This is a genomic window from Kiloniella antarctica (assembly GCF_042682825.1).
GTDB lineage: Bacteria > Pseudomonadota > Alphaproteobacteria > Kiloniellales > Kiloniellaceae > Kiloniella > Kiloniella antarctica.
Window position 1 is genome coordinate 570,635 of the sequence record NZ_JBHUII010000004.1, and the last position, 17,264, is coordinate 587,898.

18 protein-coding genes are annotated in these 17,264 nt (G+C 44.6%); 9 read left to right on the top strand and 9 right to left on the bottom strand.

The features are described 5' to 3' along the window. Positions 1–180 precede the first annotated feature (180 nt). The 4 genes from ACFSKO_RS09725 to ACFSKO_RS09740 are packed head-to-tail and all read left to right on the top strand — an operon-like array spanning position 181 to position 3,585. Positions 181–1,284: an isocitrate/isopropylmalate dehydrogenase family protein gene (locus tag ACFSKO_RS09725; RefSeq protein ID WP_380250937.1), complete on the top strand. Its 1,104-nt coding sequence runs from the start codon at positions 181–183 to the stop codon at positions 1,282–1,284. 17 nt (positions 1,285–1,301) lie between these two features. Continuing rightward, positions 1,302–2,618 carry a 3-oxo-tetronate kinase gene (gene otnK, locus ACFSKO_RS09730; RefSeq protein WP_380250939.1) on the top strand — a complete coding sequence of 439 codons (1,317 nt, stop codon included), beginning with the start codon at positions 1,302–1,304 and terminating at the stop codon, positions 2,616–2,618. Next, on the top strand, positions 2,615–3,289 hold the full coding sequence (locus ACFSKO_RS09735; RefSeq protein WP_380250941.1) for a class II aldolase/adducin family protein: 675 nt from the start codon (positions 2,615–2,617) through the stop codon (positions 3,287–3,289). Before otnK ends, ACFSKO_RS09735 begins: the two co-directional genes overlap by 4 nt. 2 nt (positions 3,290–3,291) lie before the next feature. Continuing rightward, positions 3,292–3,585, top strand: a complete 294-nt coding sequence (locus ACFSKO_RS09740) for a putative quinol monooxygenase (protein WP_380250943.1) — start codon at positions 3,292–3,294, stop codon at positions 3,583–3,585. A gap of 23 nt (positions 3,586–3,608) precedes the next feature. Here ACFSKO_RS09740 and ACFSKO_RS09745 read toward each other — a convergent pair whose 3' ends face one another. The 3 genes from ACFSKO_RS09745 to ACFSKO_RS09755 all read right to left on the bottom strand — a co-directional run bounded on the left by ACFSKO_RS09745 (position 3,609) and on the right by ACFSKO_RS09755 (position 6,857). Beyond that, positions 3,609–4,451: a response regulator transcription factor gene (locus ACFSKO_RS09745; protein ID WP_380250945.1), complete on the bottom strand. Its 843-nt coding sequence runs from the start codon at positions 4,449–4,451 to the stop codon at positions 3,609–3,611. A gap of 125 nt (positions 4,452–4,576) precedes the next feature. Beyond that, on the bottom strand, positions 4,577–5,824 hold the full coding sequence (locus ACFSKO_RS09750) for a cysteine desulfurase-like protein (protein ID WP_380250947.1): 1,248 nt from the start codon (positions 5,822–5,824) through the stop codon (positions 4,577–4,579). A 124-nt stretch (positions 5,825–5,948) separates the two neighbouring features. Then, on the bottom strand, positions 5,949–6,857 hold the full coding sequence (locus ACFSKO_RS09755) for a LysR family transcriptional regulator (RefSeq protein ID WP_380250949.1): 909 nt from the start codon (positions 6,855–6,857) through the stop codon (positions 5,949–5,951). Between the two features lie 148 nt (positions 6,858–7,005). Here ACFSKO_RS09755 and ACFSKO_RS09760 point away from each other — a divergent pair, with 148 nt between their 5' ends. From ACFSKO_RS09760 to ACFSKO_RS09770, 3 genes are all read left to right on the top strand, one after another. Then, positions 7,006–8,013, top strand: coding sequence for a zinc-dependent alcohol dehydrogenase family protein (locus ACFSKO_RS09760; RefSeq protein ID WP_380250951.1), 1,008 nt, complete (start codon positions 7,006–7,008; stop codon positions 8,011–8,013). A 347-nt stretch (positions 8,014–8,360) separates the two neighbouring features. Next, on the top strand, positions 8,361–8,549 hold the full coding sequence (locus ACFSKO_RS09765) for an RSP_7527 family protein (RefSeq protein ID WP_380250953.1): 189 nt from the start codon (positions 8,361–8,363) through the stop codon (positions 8,547–8,549). Between the two features lie 297 nt (positions 8,550–8,846). After that, positions 8,847–9,644, top strand: a complete 798-nt coding sequence (locus ACFSKO_RS09770; RefSeq protein WP_380250955.1) for a CatA-like O-acetyltransferase — start codon at positions 8,847–8,849, stop codon at positions 9,642–9,644. Here ACFSKO_RS09770 and ACFSKO_RS09775 read toward each other — a convergent pair. Further along, positions 9,613–10,746 carry a helix-turn-helix transcriptional regulator gene (locus ACFSKO_RS09775; RefSeq protein ID WP_380250957.1) on the bottom strand — a complete coding sequence of 378 codons (1,134 nt, stop codon included), beginning with the start codon at positions 10,744–10,746 and terminating at the stop codon, positions 9,613–9,615. The genes ACFSKO_RS09770 and ACFSKO_RS09775 overlap by 32 nt on opposite strands. A 130-nt stretch (positions 10,747–10,876) precedes the next feature. Here ACFSKO_RS09775 and ACFSKO_RS09780 point away from each other — a divergent pair, with 130 nt between their 5' ends. Continuing rightward, a complete protein-coding gene (locus ACFSKO_RS09780; RefSeq protein ID WP_380250959.1) occupies positions 10,877–11,425 on the top strand; it encodes a peroxiredoxin-like family protein in 549 nt (182 codons plus the stop codon). Between the two features lie 166 nt (positions 11,426–11,591). Here ACFSKO_RS09780 and ACFSKO_RS09785 read toward each other — a convergent pair whose 3' ends face one another. Beyond that, a complete protein-coding gene (locus tag ACFSKO_RS09785; RefSeq protein WP_380250961.1) occupies positions 11,592–12,533 on the bottom strand; it encodes an aminotransferase class IV in 942 nt (313 codons plus the stop codon). 80 nt (positions 12,534–12,613) lie between these two features. Next, complete coding sequence (locus ACFSKO_RS09790) at positions 12,614–13,138, bottom strand: GNAT family N-acetyltransferase (protein ID WP_380250963.1); 525 nt, start codon at positions 13,136–13,138, stop codon at positions 12,614–12,616. Positions 13,139–13,608: 470 nt separating this feature from the next. Here ACFSKO_RS09790 and ACFSKO_RS09795 point away from each other — a divergent pair, with 470 nt between their 5' ends. Continuing rightward, a complete protein-coding gene (locus ACFSKO_RS09795) occupies positions 13,609–14,592 on the top strand; it encodes a homocysteine S-methyltransferase family protein (protein ID WP_380250965.1) in 984 nt (327 codons plus the stop codon). Between the two features lie 142 nt (positions 14,593–14,734). Here ACFSKO_RS09795 and ACFSKO_RS09800 read toward each other — a convergent pair whose 3' ends face one another. The 3 genes from ACFSKO_RS09800 to ACFSKO_RS09810 form a co-directional block, all read right to left on the bottom strand. Continuing rightward, positions 14,735–15,355 (bottom strand): PAS domain-containing protein, encoded by a 621-nt coding sequence (locus ACFSKO_RS09800; RefSeq protein ID WP_380250967.1) that lies wholly within the window; start codon positions 15,353–15,355, stop codon positions 14,735–14,737. Between the two features lie 233 nt (positions 15,356–15,588). Continuing rightward, complete coding sequence (locus ACFSKO_RS09805) at positions 15,589–16,134, bottom strand: PAS domain-containing protein (RefSeq protein ID WP_380250969.1); 546 nt, start codon at positions 16,132–16,134, stop codon at positions 15,589–15,591. A gap of 448 nt (positions 16,135–16,582) precedes the next feature. After that, positions 16,583–17,155 carry a PAS domain-containing protein gene (locus tag ACFSKO_RS09810; RefSeq protein ID WP_380250971.1) on the bottom strand — a complete coding sequence of 191 codons (573 nt, stop codon included), beginning with the start codon at positions 17,153–17,155 and terminating at the stop codon, positions 16,583–16,585. Between the last annotated feature and the right edge of the window lie 109 nt (positions 17,156–17,264).

Below are 17,264 nucleotides of genomic sequence, written 5' to 3' on the forward strand. Positions count from 1 at the left end.
GCCTGATAGATAATAGGAACGAGATGCGAAGTCAGAGTGCGAAGTTCAATTCAAGTTAAGGACAAAATCAGCATAATAACGACACGTCTAATGCCTTAACCCATCAGGAAACAAAGCCATTTATTGGCTCTGCCCCTTCATTTGAAATTTAAGAAAACAGTACAAAATAGGATATCGATTATGAAGACATCATCTTTTCAAATAGCCGTCATTAAAGGGGATGGCATTGGTATTGATGTGACCGAGGCTACTATGGCAATTGTCGATGCTGCTCAAAATTCTGTAGGCGGCTTTTCATTGAACTATAATTATATCTCAGCGGGGGCGGGCTATTTCAAAGATACCGGAAAAGACATTGAAACCAATGGCGAGGAAACAGCTGGTACCGCAGATGCTATTTTCCTCGGCGCTATCGGACTGCCCTCTGTACGTTATCAAGATGGCACAGAAATCTCTCCCCACTTACGTCTTCGGGACCGCTTTCAGCTTTATGCAGGGGTAAGGCCTGTACGTGCCTATCCGAACGCACCACAACGGCTGGCAGATCCCCGCGCGCGCGATATTGATATGGTTATATTACGAGAATCAACCGAAGGCTTGTTCTATTCCGCTGCGGTTCATAATCGCTGCCCAATTGAGACAAATGACGAAGTACAGGACATCATGCGAATTACCCGTCCCACTACGGAAAAGCTCCATGATTTTACTTTTAAATTGGCACAAAAGCGAAAAAATCGCAGGGGTAAGGGTAAAGTTACCTGCGTAGATAAAGCCAATGTTTTCAAATCTATGGCCTTTTTCCGCCAAATTTTTGACGAACGTAGCATCAATTTTCCCGATATTGATAAATCCTACAGCTATGTCGATGCTCAGGCCCTCGACTTTATTCGCCGTCCTTGGGATTTCGATGTCCTCGTCATGGAAAACATGTTTGGCGATATTCTCTCTGACCTAGCCGGGGGTCTGGTCGGCGGTATGGGCATGGCCGCTTGTGGAGAAATCGGTGACAACCACGGTCTCTTCCAACCCGCTCACGGTAGTGCACCAGACATTATGGGACAAGACAAAGCTAATCCGCTTGCGGCCATTTTAAGCGGTGCTTTGATGCTGGATTACCTCGCCGACAAATCGGGAATCCAAGCGTTGGCAGATGCAGCAAAAATTATTGAAGACGCCGTATATGCCGGCTTTGAGGCAAACACCATTCGCCCCATGGAATTTGGAGGGGATATGGGCACAAAAGCGGTCGCCAAAGAAGTGATTAACCGCATACGTCCCAATTAAAAGCAGGAAACAATATTATGAGTATCGTTCTTGGCTGCATTGCTGATGATTTAACAGGTGCCACCGACCTTGCCATGATCCTGGTTCAGGCGGGAATGAAAACCGTACAGATTGTTGGCATGCCAGACGAAAACACCCCTGTACCTGATGCAGAAGCTGTTGTTGTCGCGTTAAAATCACGGACCACCAATTCCTATGATGCAATCAGAATGTCGTTGATTGCTTGCGACTGGTTACAAAAAGCCGGAGCAAAACAAATCTTCTTTAAGTATTGCTCGACGTTTGATTCAACCAAGGAAGGAAACATTGGGCCTGTAACAGATGCTCTTCTGGAAAAACTTGGATGCTCCGACACAATCGCCTGCCCTGCTTTTCCAGAAAATGGCCGCACCGTATATCGTGGCTATTTGTTTGTGAACGAAGGTTTGCTTTCAGAATCATCTCTTCGAAATCACCCTCTGACACCGATGAACGATCCCAATCTAAAGCGTGTGCTTGCAGCACAGAGTAAATCGCACATTACCAACATCTTTTTTGAGGATGTTGAAAAAGGTCCAGAAGCTATTTCGCAGGCCATGAAAATTAGAGTTAAATCACAAGAAAAAACCGTCCCCGTAATTCATATTATTGATGCGCTCAATGACAATCATCTCCAATCCATTGGGCAAGCCTGTCAGGGAATGGCATTGATCACAGGAGGATCCGCCCTCGCACAAGGACTTCCGGATAATTTCCGCAAAACCGGGTGGTTGCCCAATTTTATAAAGAAGGCTTCATTTTCACCCCCTCTTGGGTCGAGTGTGATTTTATCCGGGAGCTGTTCAGAAGCCACCCGCGCGCAAGTGGAATACGCGAAGTCCCGCATCCCTCACTTCCGTCTTGATGCTTTTGATATTCTGGAGAAAAAACCTGTCGTAGAACAAGCGTTAGAGTGGGCAGAGCAGGCAATGAAAGCCGATGATCCTATTATGTTTTATTCTTCAGCAGATCCTGAAATTATTACACGCATTCAAAAAGAACGCGGCCGTGTTGAGGTTGGATCACGCGTTGAAGCCGTCATAGGTAAAATAGCACACGGATTAAAAAAGATCGGTGCGCGAAGGTTCGTCGTCGCAGGTGGAGAAACGTCCGGGGCTGTCATCGACGCTTTGGGGGTTAAAACCATGGAAATTGGTCCACCAATTGATCCCGGTGTGCCCTGGACGATCAGCGATGGAACCCCTTCGTTGGCCTTAGCGTTAAAATCAGGAAACTTTGGTACCGAAGATTTTTTTCTCAAAGCCGTTTCCCAGCTTAAAAAAAGTGATGAGATCGAAAAGGAGCGGGCGAAATGAGCGCATTCAATGAACGTACAGAATTAATCCAAACTGTCCTTAAGATGAACGCCATGGGAATTAACCAAGGCACATCTGGTAATGCCGCCGTGAGAGTAAGAGATGGCTTTTTAATAACGCCCTCTGGCATGGCATACGAAGATATCACAGCCGAAGATATTGTTCTAAAACGGCCTGACGGTAGTTATGAAAGTCCAAACGGATTGCGAAAACCATCCAGTGAATGGCGTTTTCATGAGGATATTTTTGCGAACCGTCCCGAGGTAAATGCCATTGTTCATACCCACGGCAAAGCAGTGATGACAATTGCATGCATGCAAAAAGATATTCCACCATTTCACTATATGATCGGGATCACAGGCGGTTCAACTATTCGATGTGCCTCTTATGAGACATTTGCGACACAAGAGCTATCAACCGTAGCTTTGAAAGCTTTAGAGAATAGAAAAGCCTGCCTGCTGGCAAACCATGGTCAAATAGCTGTGGGCGGCAACCTAAAACAAGCGTTGTCCATGGCTATGGAAGTTGAAACCCTTTGTGATGTCTATTGGCGCACACTAGTGGCGGGTGGCCCTGTGATTTTAAGCCAAGACCAAATGGATCAAGCCTTGGCAAAGTTCAATAAAGGATATGGAAGTGGTAAGGCTTTCATCACAGAAAACAAGGACTAAAAATGTTTGTCGTTCTCGTAGATTTTGAAATTATAGCAGGCTTTGAAGACTGTTTCAGCGAAGCCATAAAAGACCAGGCCAACACCTCTTTAAAAAAGGAACCCGGCTGTCATTATTTTGATGTCTGCCAAGATCCCCTGAGCTCACAAAAATTCTTCCTTTACGAGCTCTATTGCGATGCCTCGGCCTTTGATACTCACTTGAAATCCGAACATTTTTTAAGTTTCGATAAACGTGTAACAAACTGGGTATCCCACAAATCAGTCCGACTTTTAAATCGTCTCAAGACAGATTAAGTTTCTTATAGGACCATATTACCTTATTTGTTTACCATCAAGCTTCTGACAAATAGATTAAAGAGTTCCGCTTGGGATGAGATCTGTAGTTTGGCGTAGATATTTCGACGATGGGTTTTTACTGTTGGCAGGGATATATCCAGATTTAACCCGATTGAGTTACTCGAATGGCCCGTCAGGATCATTTTGGTTATATCCTGTTCTCGAGGGGTGAGAATATCCTTTCCAAATTCCTGAAAGCGGTATTCCTGACTTGGCTTGCCTTCAGAAACATCGAAATCCTGAGCGGCAAACTCAAAGTGTTTTAAAATCGCACTGGAAAGTACCGGATATATTTGCCTTAGCTGGTTGTGGCATTTCTCAGTTTGATCACCTGACAACGTAGTCAGGAAACTAAACTCTATCATTTTGTTGTCCGGCAACCAGATCAGGACAAGAACTTCGGTTAGGTTTTTCGGCCAGCCAGGCGTGCGATAGCCGATGGTTTCTTTGTCATCAATCCATATATCTAAATCGCTATTGGCAATCAGTTCGCGATATCCAGCAGGCAACAGGTCCCCAATCAGATAGGTTCCAGAGGCAATCTTGCCCAAAAAGGCCCGGTAAACGGGATTAATGATATAGGTGTAGCTTAAAAAATTCTCCAGGCCCTCCTGCAAATCGAGCGTCTTCTTGAAAATTTCCAAACAGGTCGGGGCATTGTTTTCGCTGTATAAAACGATGTTTAGTCCCTCATAGGACATATAGCCTTCGAGCAGCTTTCCCGTTTTATTGAAAAACGTCTCTGTCCCAATGGCGTCAACGATACCCGCACAGATGTCACTCTCGACAACGCTGGCCGATGCAGGAAAAGAAGTCTCGTTCATTGGGTTCTGTTACCTTGTGTTTTTGCTAAACCGAACTTAGCAAAATCACTTGGTCGATACCAACATTCAAAACCCCGTGACAAAAAACCAATGCCCAAAGCTCAATGACCAAAAGCACTTCTTCGCTATTTGGCCACAGCCGTGTCTATGGCCTCGACAACCCGATTGACCTCGGCCTCTGTGTTATAGTGCGCAAGGCCAATACGAACCACGCCTTCATCTTCTGGAATGCCCAAAAACCGGGTTGGTTCGTATGCATAGTTGTGACCGTGCCAAACATAAATCCCTTTATCAGAAAGCGACTTGGCGATATCTGTCGGATTGATATAGTCGTGCCGGATCGATACCGTTGGCACGCGTTGATGGACGCGGTTTGGATTGGTAATTCCTACGATTGAAATACCGGGTATTTGTTGCAGGCCACCAATTAAGGTGTTGGTAAGCGGCTCTTCATAATCCCGCGAAGCTTTGTACGCAGCGGCGATCAGGTCCCGGCGATTTTCAGAAGCAGAAGTCCCACGACCCAGCCCTTCAAAATAATCCACCGTGGCAGATAGTCCGGCGAGAAGTTCGAACTGTGGTGTCCCCGCTTCGAAACGCCCGGGGAGTTCATTGGTAACGCAGCGCCCTTTGTAAGCATGCAAACTCGCCAGGGTCTCTTCTTTCCCCCATAAAATCCCCAGATGCGGGCCAAAAAATTTGTAGGCTGAGCAGGCGAGGAAATCACAGCCCAGCGCCTGTACATCGACGAGGTGATGCGGCGCCAATTGAACAGCATCCACAAAGACTTGCGCCCCGGCATCCTGTGCAATCCGGGTTAGGGTTTTGATGTCGTTGATAGACCCCGTCATGTTACTCGCATAATTCAGGCACACAAGTTTGGTTTTGTCGCTCAGAACAGCTTTTAAATTTTCAGGTTCAATCAACCAGCTATCCCGATCAAACGCCACCCAGCAAATGGTGAGACCTTTGTCCTTGGCAATCTCCAACCAAGGCCCAACGTTACCTTCGTGTTCAACCCGGGAAACAACGATTTCATCACCGGGCTGGAAATCACGGCAAATGCTGCGGGAAAGATGGAACGTCAAAGAGGTCATGCTTTGGCCTATGACAACTTCTTTGGCAGAACGCGCACCAAGAAAGAGTGCTGCGTCCTCATGCGCTTTTAGCGTTATTGCATCCGTGTTTACGCTGGTTGTAAAATGCCCACCACCATTGCTCGCGTTTGTCAGCATATAATCAGTAACAGCTTTAGCAACAGAAGCTGGAACCTGAGTTCCGGCAGGGTTGTCCAGATAGACCCGTGTTTGGCTTTTATCGGATAATGACAGGGCTGGAAACAGCGCACGAATATCAGAAACCGGAAATACCATTCAACTCACCTTTACTTAAATAACCTGAAACGTCAGGATCTATTAAAATCAATGAGACCAGTATTCCTGATGACAGAATCAAAGAACATCATCCTAAGGGATGAGGGGTAAAATATTATTCTGCCTAACCTTCGTTTTTTTGAATAGATTCTTGTATAAAATCGACAAAGGTTGTGATTAATATGCTCTCTTTTTTACGCTGCATGTAGAAGGCATAAAAATACAGCGATTGAATATGAAATTCAGGCAAAACCTGAACCAGATGTCCTTCTAAGAGATTCTGTTTCACCAAGTATGATGGCAAACTTGCGACACCAAGGTGATTTAGCACAGCATCGTATATTGATTTCTTACTGTTAAAAGATAGGCTTCCGTTTACCGTCACTCTTTGCTCAACGCCATTAATCATGAACTCGAGACTATTATAGGTGTTGACCGTCTGGCTGAAGGTGATGAAGTCCAGCTCGCTCAAGTCATCCAATTTTTTTGGAATAGCTGTCCTTTGTAAATATTCCGGACTGGCACACAGAACCGTATCGTCACTGCAAATTCTTTTCGACAAGTATGGCTCGTTCCTCAGCGTGGTGCTGCGAAAGGCTATGTGGGTATTTTCACGAAAGAGATCGATCACCTCATTGCTATAGTTCGCCCGGATCGAAACATCTGGATAGATTTTTTTAAATTCAAAGATTAGAGGGGACAAAACAATGTTTCCCCAAAGTTCAGGCGCCGTAAGCCGGAGTTCGCCCGTCAAACGGTTCTTGATGTAATTCAGGTTATCAATAAGACCGTCATAAGAAGCGAGAACTTCGATCGCTGTATCATAATAAAGCTCTCCCGCACTGGTAATCCCGATAGAGCGGGTTGAGCGATTTAAGAGAACACTGCCCAGCGTTTTCTCAAGCTGTTGAATATCCTTGGATGCTTTGGAGGGGGTCACCCCCATCTTTTGCGCGGCGGCACTAAATGTTCCCAAATGGACGATCTGCACAAAGAGCTGCATGAGATATATTTTATCAATTTGCGCCACCATTATTTCTCCTCAGGAAATTAAGAAAATGATTTTACGTCTATTATCTATTCTCAGGCAAGGTGCTAAATAGAGAGCAACGGATCGAACAGAGCATCAACAAAAGATAACGCCCTCCAGATTATGGGCACGCAAACCAAGGACCTGAGAAATGAAAACCTACCAGATCAAGCAAAACGCTGTATCCCTTGTCGAAGTAAATATCCCCACCTGCGGCCCCAACCAAGTACTGGTGAAAATGAAGGCCCTCGCCCTCAATCACCGTGATCACTTGGTCGTAAATGGTATTACCCGCTGGAAGCTCAAAGAAGATGGTCGGGTCCCCGTTGCCGATGGTGCTGGCGAAATTGTTGCCATTGGAGACGCCGTCACAGAACTTGCCCTAGGGGATCGTGTCAGCAGCTTGATCGTGCCGAACTGGCAGGACGGTGAAATGACCCCCGCCAAACTTCAAGGCTCCCCCGGTGGCCCCGGCGCAGATGGTGTTGCTGCGGAATACGTTTTGTTTCATGAGACAAGTGTCATCAAGATACCTGATTACCTTTCATATCAAGAGGCCGCCGCTCTTCCTTGTGCAGGTCTCACCGCTTGGAATGCCATTGTCGAAAAATCAGATCTCAAACCCGGCAATAGCGTTCTTATTTTAGGGACCGGGGGTGTGTCTCTCTTTGCCATGCAATTTGCGCTGATGATGGGCTGTGAAGTCATTGTTACTTCAAGTAGTGATGAGAAGCTTAAAGACGTAAAAAAACTTGGAGCACATCACACCATAAATTACGCCACAAACCCGAACTGGGTCGATGAAGTTCTAAAACTCACAGATGGCGCGGGCGTCCATCACATAGCCGAAGTCGTCGGCGGTAGCCACCTGAACATCTCCCTGCAATGTATTCGTTCTGGCGGTACAATTGCCCAGATCGGTGCAATCAAAGGCGTTTGTGACGGCACAGTTGATACCGCTGAAATCATGTACAAAGCTGTTAATATCAAAGGTGTCGAAGTCGGATCAAAGGCAATGCATGCCCGCATGCTCAAAGCTATGGAAGTCCATAAAACCAAGCCTGTCATTCACAAGATTTTTGATTTTTCTAATCTTGCCGAAGCAATCGATTATCAGGGCAGTGGGACACATTTTGGTAAAATCGGTATCAACCTATAATTTTAAGTAACAACCTCCTGAAGTAATCATCACCGGTTTTCTTCAGAAGTCCGATTCCAAGGATTACAAATAAAAACCATCTCTAATGAACACCACCTCCTCGGGGGTGGTGTGAGCATTCACGAACAACCCGCGCAACACTGGCTCGTATAGCGCCAGGCCCCTAAATACCTCACTTTTTTAACAACTCAAACATAGACCACATGAACCGCGGCAACGCTGTTTTAAGTTACACTCCCTCATTATCAAAAATAAAACGATAATCATTATAACTTTTAGTACATTATCATATGGCGAAAAGTCCTTATATTGGTCATCAAGGGCAAACAAACTTGAGGATTAGCCAAATGAAACCACTCGTAACTGCCGATGATTTTGATTTTGCTGCTGCAGATATTGAATTCCATATCCGCGAAGCGCACCGCCTACGTTCTGAATATGCAGGCCAAATTGTAAGCACTTTTTTCCATACTGTGGTGCGTTCGATCAAAGGCTTTATGGGACGTCTAACGTTCCACAAAGTTAATCACGCTTAGACCACACGACCCTAATTCCATACCCCACATTTGGAATGATCTAATCAGTCTCCCAGATAGATTAGAAGAAGATAAACTTGAGGGTGCATTTTGCACCCTCTTTTTTTTGATACTTTAAAGGCTTAAGACCAACACTATATATTTGAAGATATAGCCTTACTTAATCTAATCCATCCCCACACTATATCTTTGCGTTTGTGTTTGTTATGCTCGCGTGAAGCATGAAACAGTCAATATCGACATTGAGGTATATTAAAAAGTTTGGATATATTTCAAGTTATTTCCACGAGGCTTATTATGACATCCGCGCCAACCTCAAAAACCATAGATCTGGAAAACTGGCCCCGGCACAGCCAATATGCACTTTTTAAGGACTTTGCCTCTCCCCACGTCAGTATCAGTGCCCGCGTCGATGTCACTGGTATCATTTCAGCCAAACAACACCATGACGTCGCACCCTTCAATGCCATGCTCTATTGCATAATGAGCGCAATCAATACCATACCAGAGCTGCGGACCCGATTTAGGAAAAATAATACTGAACATTTAGCTGAGCACCTTGGCAAACATCATGAAGAGCAAAGTGTAATCGAACACGCTCAGGTTCACCCCTCAGTTACAGTCCCCATTGAAAACGACCGTTTTGCCTTTTGTGAAATCGATTTTGTATCTTCATGGCCTGAGTTTAACAAAAATTGTGAACACGCTATTACCGCCGGAAAATCTCAAGCAAAGCTCACGGAAAAGACCATCGACACCGATCACTGGATCTTTATGTCCTGTCTTCCGTGGCTTGATTTTACCGAAATGAAACATCCCTTAAAAGGACCAGATGACTGTGTCCCTCGTCTCGCCTGGGGCAAGTTTACCCAAAACACTGAACGTTCACATCAGAGCTCCCTTTCATTCGACACAAATTCGGATAGAGACGCTCACCAAGCAACACTTGGGGGCATCTGGAGCGCTCCGGTTAACCTAACGGCCCATCACGCCTTGGTTGATGGAATTCATATTGCCCAGTTTTTTCAAAAACTAGAACGCGCAACCCAAAACTTCAAAGACACTATCTCTGCGCCATTTCAACCCGCGGACTAACGCCATAGTGCCGAGAAAAGGCTCGGGACAACGCAGCGGGGCTGGAAAATCCTACCCGCCGGGCGATTGTCTTCAACGGAATCCCTTTGGAAATTTCCATTCGGGCCAAGGTTAAACGCCAATTGGACAGATATTGACCCGGCGTGACCCCGACAGACTTACGAAATGAGTTAGCAAAATGTGTCCGGGACATCGCGCTAATCTCAGCCAATTCCTCCAAACTAAAAGAACGCGCCGGGTTATCGTGAATAGCGACAATCGCCAGAGACAAATTTGGATGCGCCAACCCGGCTAAAAGACCGACTTCAGCATCTCCAGCTTCGATCAAATGGCGCAATAACCGGATCACCACGATTTCGCACAGACGATCAATCACCGCCTGTCCACCACACCGCGGTGCGTGAGCTTCCTCCAGCAGAATATTAGTAACCGCCTCCAGGGCCTTGGAGCGATCCAACCGCACCACGACCAGATCCGGCAAGGCCAGTGCGATAGGATTGGCCACACCACCTGTATCAACGACAGCGCAAACATACCCCCCTGAAAATGATGTATCCAAGGCGCTTTTATTTATATCGCTCTCGCTATTGTTCTCATTATAATCTTTTTGGTTGATCTCTTTTTCGGCATCTTTTTGGGTGTATTTATCAATGTTTTTATTATAAGTGCCTTTTTTCTGGTCCTTATTAAGACCATTATCGCAAGACGGAGCTTTGTCATTTTTGGACAAAGAAACACCACGGGGATAAAAAACCAACAGAGGCACATCATCCTCTAGTTTTTTCAAATCAGAATTTGATGATCTTATTTGTCTTTTGATCTTTTCTTCGAGCTGCCCTGATCGCGCAATAAACAAATTCGCCTCTCTATGATTATCATCATCTCCACCAGTATCTTTGACAAGATATCCATTCGTCTCCGCACCCGGACTTATCTGAGAATTTACGAGAGGACTCACCGCAGACTTTAGTTGGGGATTTAACATCATGAGCTTTGGCACAAAAGAAATAACCCGCGCCTGAACATGAAAACGCGCAATCAAAGCAGAAAGACGATCAGGTTTCCCTGACAAGTGTGAGTTCTGAGCTTCATTCTCTGACATTTTGTACTCTAAGTTAACTATTACGCACCACATGACACCAAGAGTTCACTATATTCTTATTCAATGGCTGATGTCCAGACCCGCAAAATTGGCCCATTAATCGACCCATATATATTGAAAGTACCCCTAAATGTTGATCCCACGTCAAAAAACTCCCAACCTCACCGTTCCGACCCTCAACGGAACCACCTTCGATCTTAGCACTGATAAAGCAGAAAACTTCACGTTGGTCACCTTCTACCGCGGCCTACACTGCCCGATTTGTGCCAACTATCTGAAAGAACTTGAGCGCCTGACCCCAGAATTTGAACAGCGTGGCGTAAAAACCATTGCGCTGAGTTCCGACGGACAAGAACGCACACAAGCCATGGCAGACAAAATCGAAGCAAAAAATCTGCGCTTTGGATATGATCTTTCTCTAAGTGTTGCTAAGGAATGGGGCCTGTTTATTTCAACATCCCGTGGCACAACTTCTATCGGCATTGAAGAGCCTGCGCTGTTTTCTGAACCCGGTGTCTTTTTAGTTCGCCCTGATCAAACTCTTTATTACGCCTCTGTTCAGACGATGCCATTTATTCGCCCAGCCTTCAAAGAAATGGTCGGGGCTATCGACTTTATCATGGCTAACGATTACCCCGGCCGTGGTGAATATACCGGTGAGGTTATCGAGATAGAATAACAAATAAACAGCGTCTCAATACGCGTTTATATTCTGGTGTAAACCACTTTTAAGTGGCGAAGGCCCTGTCTTCCACACCAGAAAACTACCCCCGGTCACGCCACACACACAAGCAGGCCGGGGGTATTTTTTTTATCCTCAACATACTGTACTCGTTTATGTACGATTACGCCGATGACGAATACCTAATCGGTAAACTCCATTGAGGATCGCTGTGCTTATCCCAGTACATCTTTTTGATTTTTTCAAATATTGGACCAAGAACGCCTGCGCCAACTGACGTTCCATTAAGGCGTGTAATCGGCATAACCCCGCCCGCAGTTGATGATATAAAAACCTCATCCGCTTGGCTGAGTTCTTCTGGAGAAATTTGTGTTTCCCTGCAACTCAGGTCAAGTTCAGCGCACAGGTCGAAAACGGTACGTCGTGTTATGCCTTGCAACACCCCATGCCCAGGTGTCCTCACGCGGCCATCTTTAACTGCGAACACGTTAAAGCCCGGCCCCTCTGCAATATCTCCGTTTTCATTAAGTAAGATAGCCGTTTCAGCTTGTTTGTCATAGGCATCATATATTCCCTGAACCAAATCCAGCCAGTGATAATTTTTAATCGTTGGATCTACGGAACTTGTAGGAATACGAACCCTATCACTAATCGCAGCATGGAGACCACGGGCCATTTGATCTTTGTTTGCGACAGAGCCAAAGGGGATCGCAAAGACCATAAAACGATTGATCGCATCGCGAGGATCACGGCTAAAGCTTGGGGAATTCCCTCGGGTGCAAATAAACTCCACATAGGCGTCGCGGTGTCCCGATAACGCAACACAGTTATGGAGAATTTCGGTAATCTCATCCCGATCATAGGGGACATTCATGTGCAGCTTTTCCAAGCTTGAAAAGAACCGTTCAAGATGCAGATCCAACCTGAAAAAAGCGCCTTTCCAAACATGAGCCACATCATAGGTCGCATCAGAATGGAGAAAACCATAATCCAAGACGGAAATCTTGGCCTGTTCCATCGACACATACTGCTCGTCTAGAAACGCGATGCCACTGGGATAGCTGTGCGGATCTTTATAATGAACGGTAATTTCTGGTAATGGCATCGATGCACCTCCCCGACCTTTAGACTAAATACTTTCTATTCAAGGTACAGTCCTTCCCCGAGATCACAAATCACCTAAGTTCATTCCGCGGGAAGAGCTGTGCTGGAAAACGCCGTGCGGGTAATAATATCGCCGTCTTCATCAAAATCGCATTCGTGTTTGAAGCCCAATTTACCCAGAATATGTAATGACGCATGATTTTTCTTTTGAGCAAACCCATAGACTTTTTTCAAACCAAGCTCTTTAAGGCCAAAATCGAGAACAGTTGTCGCAGCTTCCGTAGCACGGCCCCCACCCCAAAATTGCGGGAGCAGGCCATAGGAAAGCTCGACCATGTCATCATGTGAGTTTTCTTCACGCAGTCCACACTCCCCCATAAAGACATCGCTTTCGCGATCATAAACAGCCCAAAGACCAAAACCTCTGCGTTCCCAGTGATCTAAAATATTGTGTAACTGAATGTCACTTCCCGCTCTGGATTGGACACCAATCTTGCGAATAGCCATGACATCCACATTACCGTAGAGCTGAAAAAGCTTGTCAGTATCCCTCTCGGTAAAAGGGCGCAAACTTAAACGTTGACTGATAAGATCTCTGGATTGCATGATTTTTTGCCTGGTTATTTAGTCTGGTTATGTATCTGTGATTACAAGTGAGGTACAGACTCTAACAAAAATTTCCCTCAAGGAACTGTTCTATTTTTAATACCAATTGGCCTAATTTAAAGAACATCCATACTCCTCTATCATCCAAACAAGAAAGTTTGTGCTATAATCTATTGATTTTTAATGCTTAATTTTAATTTAGAAATTAAAAAAAAACTCTAAGGCTTATCGACGACTGAATCGCATATACTTAGATAATTTCAGAAATGTCGTATAAATATCTCTCGATTATAGCCTTAAACAACATGACCAAACAAAAATCTGTCGCTGAGTCGTTTAATAAATCAATAAAATTATAGCTCTGATACTTTTCGGGTTTAGCACAACCTTGATCTCCGTAGGACTATTCAGATAGAAAATAAAACAATAAACGGTAGTATAGTTCCGCCCCTTCAAACGGATGAACCAGAATGAAACGCTTTCAGGCCAGATATAGAACATCCTTGCCTCAACTAAACGGGGGGATCTACCTCACCGACGCAGGCCTGGAAACCGACTTGATTTTCAATCACGGCTTGGAAATAAAAGGTTTTGCGGCCCACACTCTGTTACCGGAGGAAACGGGGCGCTTGGCGATGACAAACTATTATCGGGGGTTCCTTTCGCTCGCCCAGACAATGAATACAGGATTTATTCTGGATGGACAGACCTGGAAGGCCCATGCGCATTGGAGTGAAGATCTTGGTGAAAGTATTGATGACTTACGGGCAGCCAACAAAGCCTCCGTGGCCTATATTGCTGATTTACGAGAAGAATACGCAGACAACAAGCACCCAATACTTTTAAATTGCTCCCTCGGCCCCAAAGGGGATGCCTACGCTCCGGATTACCAAATCACCACCCGTGAAGCCGAAGATTATCACGGATTACAAATCTCCTGGTTGGCAGAAACCCAAGTTGACATGATCACCGCCATGACCTTTACCCAAGCAGAAGAAGCCATCGGAGCGGTACGAGCGGCTCGGGCTGCAGATCTTCCCATTGTGGTGTCCTTCACCGTCGAGACCAATGGCCTGTTACCAACGGGACAAAGCTTGTCTGATGCCATTGAGCAGGTCGATCAGGAAACCAATAACGGTGCTATTTATTTTATGGTCAACTGCGCCCACCCCGATCATTTTCCCGACAACCTGCCACCGAAGAGCTTTTCAGGAGTGAACACTAATAATGATGTATGGGCCAAGAGGATCAAGGGTATACGCTGTAACGCCTCTCGTATGAGCCATGCCGAACTTGATAATTGTACAGAACTGGATGCGGGTGATCCAGATGAATTGGGACGTCAATACAAAGCGATCTACGTTAAAATGCCTTGGCTTAACATCTTTGGCGGGTGTTGTGGTTCGGACTTGCGCCACGTTACAGAAATCGCCCGGGCAGTGGTCCCGCATTAAACCCGCAAATATATTGGTATAAAGGGAAACACAGGGTCGAGAAGATCGACCGATCAGGAGCTGTTATTAAAAGTAAAACTTTGATTTCACGTCATTATCTCAAGTTATCTGAGTAATCGTTTGTCTGAAAAAATCAAAGATTTTAAACACTGGCGTCGCCTTGAAAAACAAGATCTTCAAGCCCGGACAACCCTGCGCCGATATCAATAAAATCTCTTTGGACCAATTGATAATACCTCAAAGGATCATAACCTTCTTCAGGCACCCCTTTTTCACAATCGAGTTCATTTTTCTGAAAAAGAATAAGAGGGTTTCCACCGTCTTCGCTTAAAAGAGGTAATCCCACTGATTCCAGGCAAACAGTTAAACCATTTTTGAGAACCTGCTTTAAAACCACCCGTATTCCACAAGGTTTGTTCACAACAGCCCACAAAGCTTCAGAAGCAATCTCTTTACGAGGACCTTCGATAAAATCGAGATAATTCTCCCCCGCGCGATCATCGCCAAACTTATCACTCAACGCCGATCCCAATAACCGAACCTTAATGTAGTCTTTGGAAATCATTTCGTAGATGATGAAATTGGGCAGCAACGACGGTACTTGTTCAGGCATAAAGCTACTGCGACAGGGGATTAACCCATTACGCGGTAAATTTTGCCAATAATCATAGAACTCTTTGGATTTACTGCTATTGAATTCGAACAAACTGCCGCCTCGGCTTAGGAATACAAGCTTATCACTGGATGGGTGACAATCATCCATCGTAAAACTTAATTAATCAAGATATATCAGCGTTTTAGTATGAAACGTATAATAAAATCGCGATAAAGTTAACCCTATTTTGGTATTATTCACTTATAAAGAGCCATTGTGACCTTTCTTTGCCACAAAGATTAATAGCGTTTAGTTTTTTGGCATGCGATACCACAAAACGATTCTGTAAAATCGCTGAAAAACCCATATAATTTTCCGAAAATCCTTTGTAAAATTCAAAATCATAGCTCCGGCGTGCCTGCCCCAATATCAACAAAATGACATTCCGTAACAGGAACATGATCTGAGCTAAAAATATCTCTATGAGGCATAAATGCAGGATCATCCAATATATTTTTTTGAATAATGATTTGGCTGTTGCCATCTTTGTCCCCCAAAAGAGGGAGACATAAGGTCTCGACAAGGACTTCCAACCCGCTTTTAAGCGATTGTTGTGCCACCACTAATAAGCCACAGGGTTGTGTATCCAGGATTTCAAATCGGGTAATATCTTCTGCTTCACGGCGTCCGTCGCCACAAATTCCGGATAAAGTAGCTGAACGAATATCATCGGGCCCCACGCCACCAATCCCAAGAAGATCTAAACGGGATCCAAGTAAGCGACGTCTGATCTTACTGCAAGATAGCAATTCATAGATCATCATGTTCGTAAGCAACGCGGGTATTTTTTCAGGATGAAAACTACAGCGCATAGGCACATACTTTTCTTTTGGCAGCGAAAGCCAGTAATCGAAAAATATCTCAGTGTTTTTATGTCTAAAATTCATCAAGATTTTGTTTTATCCCGCTACAAACGTTTTCAAGCTTTCTCCAAATTTGTTCATAAACACATTGCCCCAGTAAACTAGGCCCCAGTAAACTAGATCCCCAGTAAACTAGATCCAATAATTGAGATCCAATAATTGAGATCACGTATTAAACAAGGGGTTTAATTACTGGCTCGTTTTTAGAACATATTCAGTAAGGAGACATCACCTTAGCTTCAACAATCATCGCGAGAATATTTTACATTAAACAATAATAATCAAGTAGTTACGTTTTCAATTTGATTAAATTTTGCCAAGAAAACACCCCAAATGCGATGTATATTTATTGCATCAATCGCATAGCAGTTGGAAAGCCCACAAATTGTTCGCAAAACGATTAGAACGAGTTGATAAATTCCGACAAAATTGACAACAAAATACAATGAAATTCGTTCATGCTATTGAGCTATTAATCACGAAAATCGGGAACCCCGGCGCCAAGATCAAAGAAGGATCGTTTGACAATACGTACGGCTTTGAGTGGACTTTTCTCTTTATCATTTTTTTTGTCAGGCTCTTTATAAAGCTTTTTATCTGGAGTTTTGTGCTCGTTCACGACTTCATTGCTCTGGAAGATCAAGAGCGGAATACCATCCCGGTCATGCATCACGGGCAGGCCAACAGCTTCAAGATAAGCCCTGCGGCCAGTTTTAAGTTCCTGCTCTAGGAAAGTATGCATGCCACAAGGCTTTTCTGCCTGTGACCATAAGGCCTGAGATGCCTTTAACCGTCTTGGATTTTCAACCAAATCCAAATAGTTACTGCCTGTTCGATTAAGACCATAACGATCCTCAATAGAAGATCCAAGTAATCTAATTTTGATAAAACTCTCAGAAACCAGTTCGTAAATCACCATACTTGATAGTAGTGAAGGTACATCCTCAGGCATAAAGTTATGTCGATGAGGTAAAATCCCTTCTTTTGGTAAACTTAGCCAATAGTCATAAAAAGCCTGATTTTTGGTGTGTTTGAAATCAACCATTACCCCCGGAACCCCACTTTTATTCCCCTTATGCAGATCTTTTTTTCGCCTGCGTAAAAAAGGTTAACATGGTTAACGAAAGATTAACAAAGTCTTTATTAATATTAAC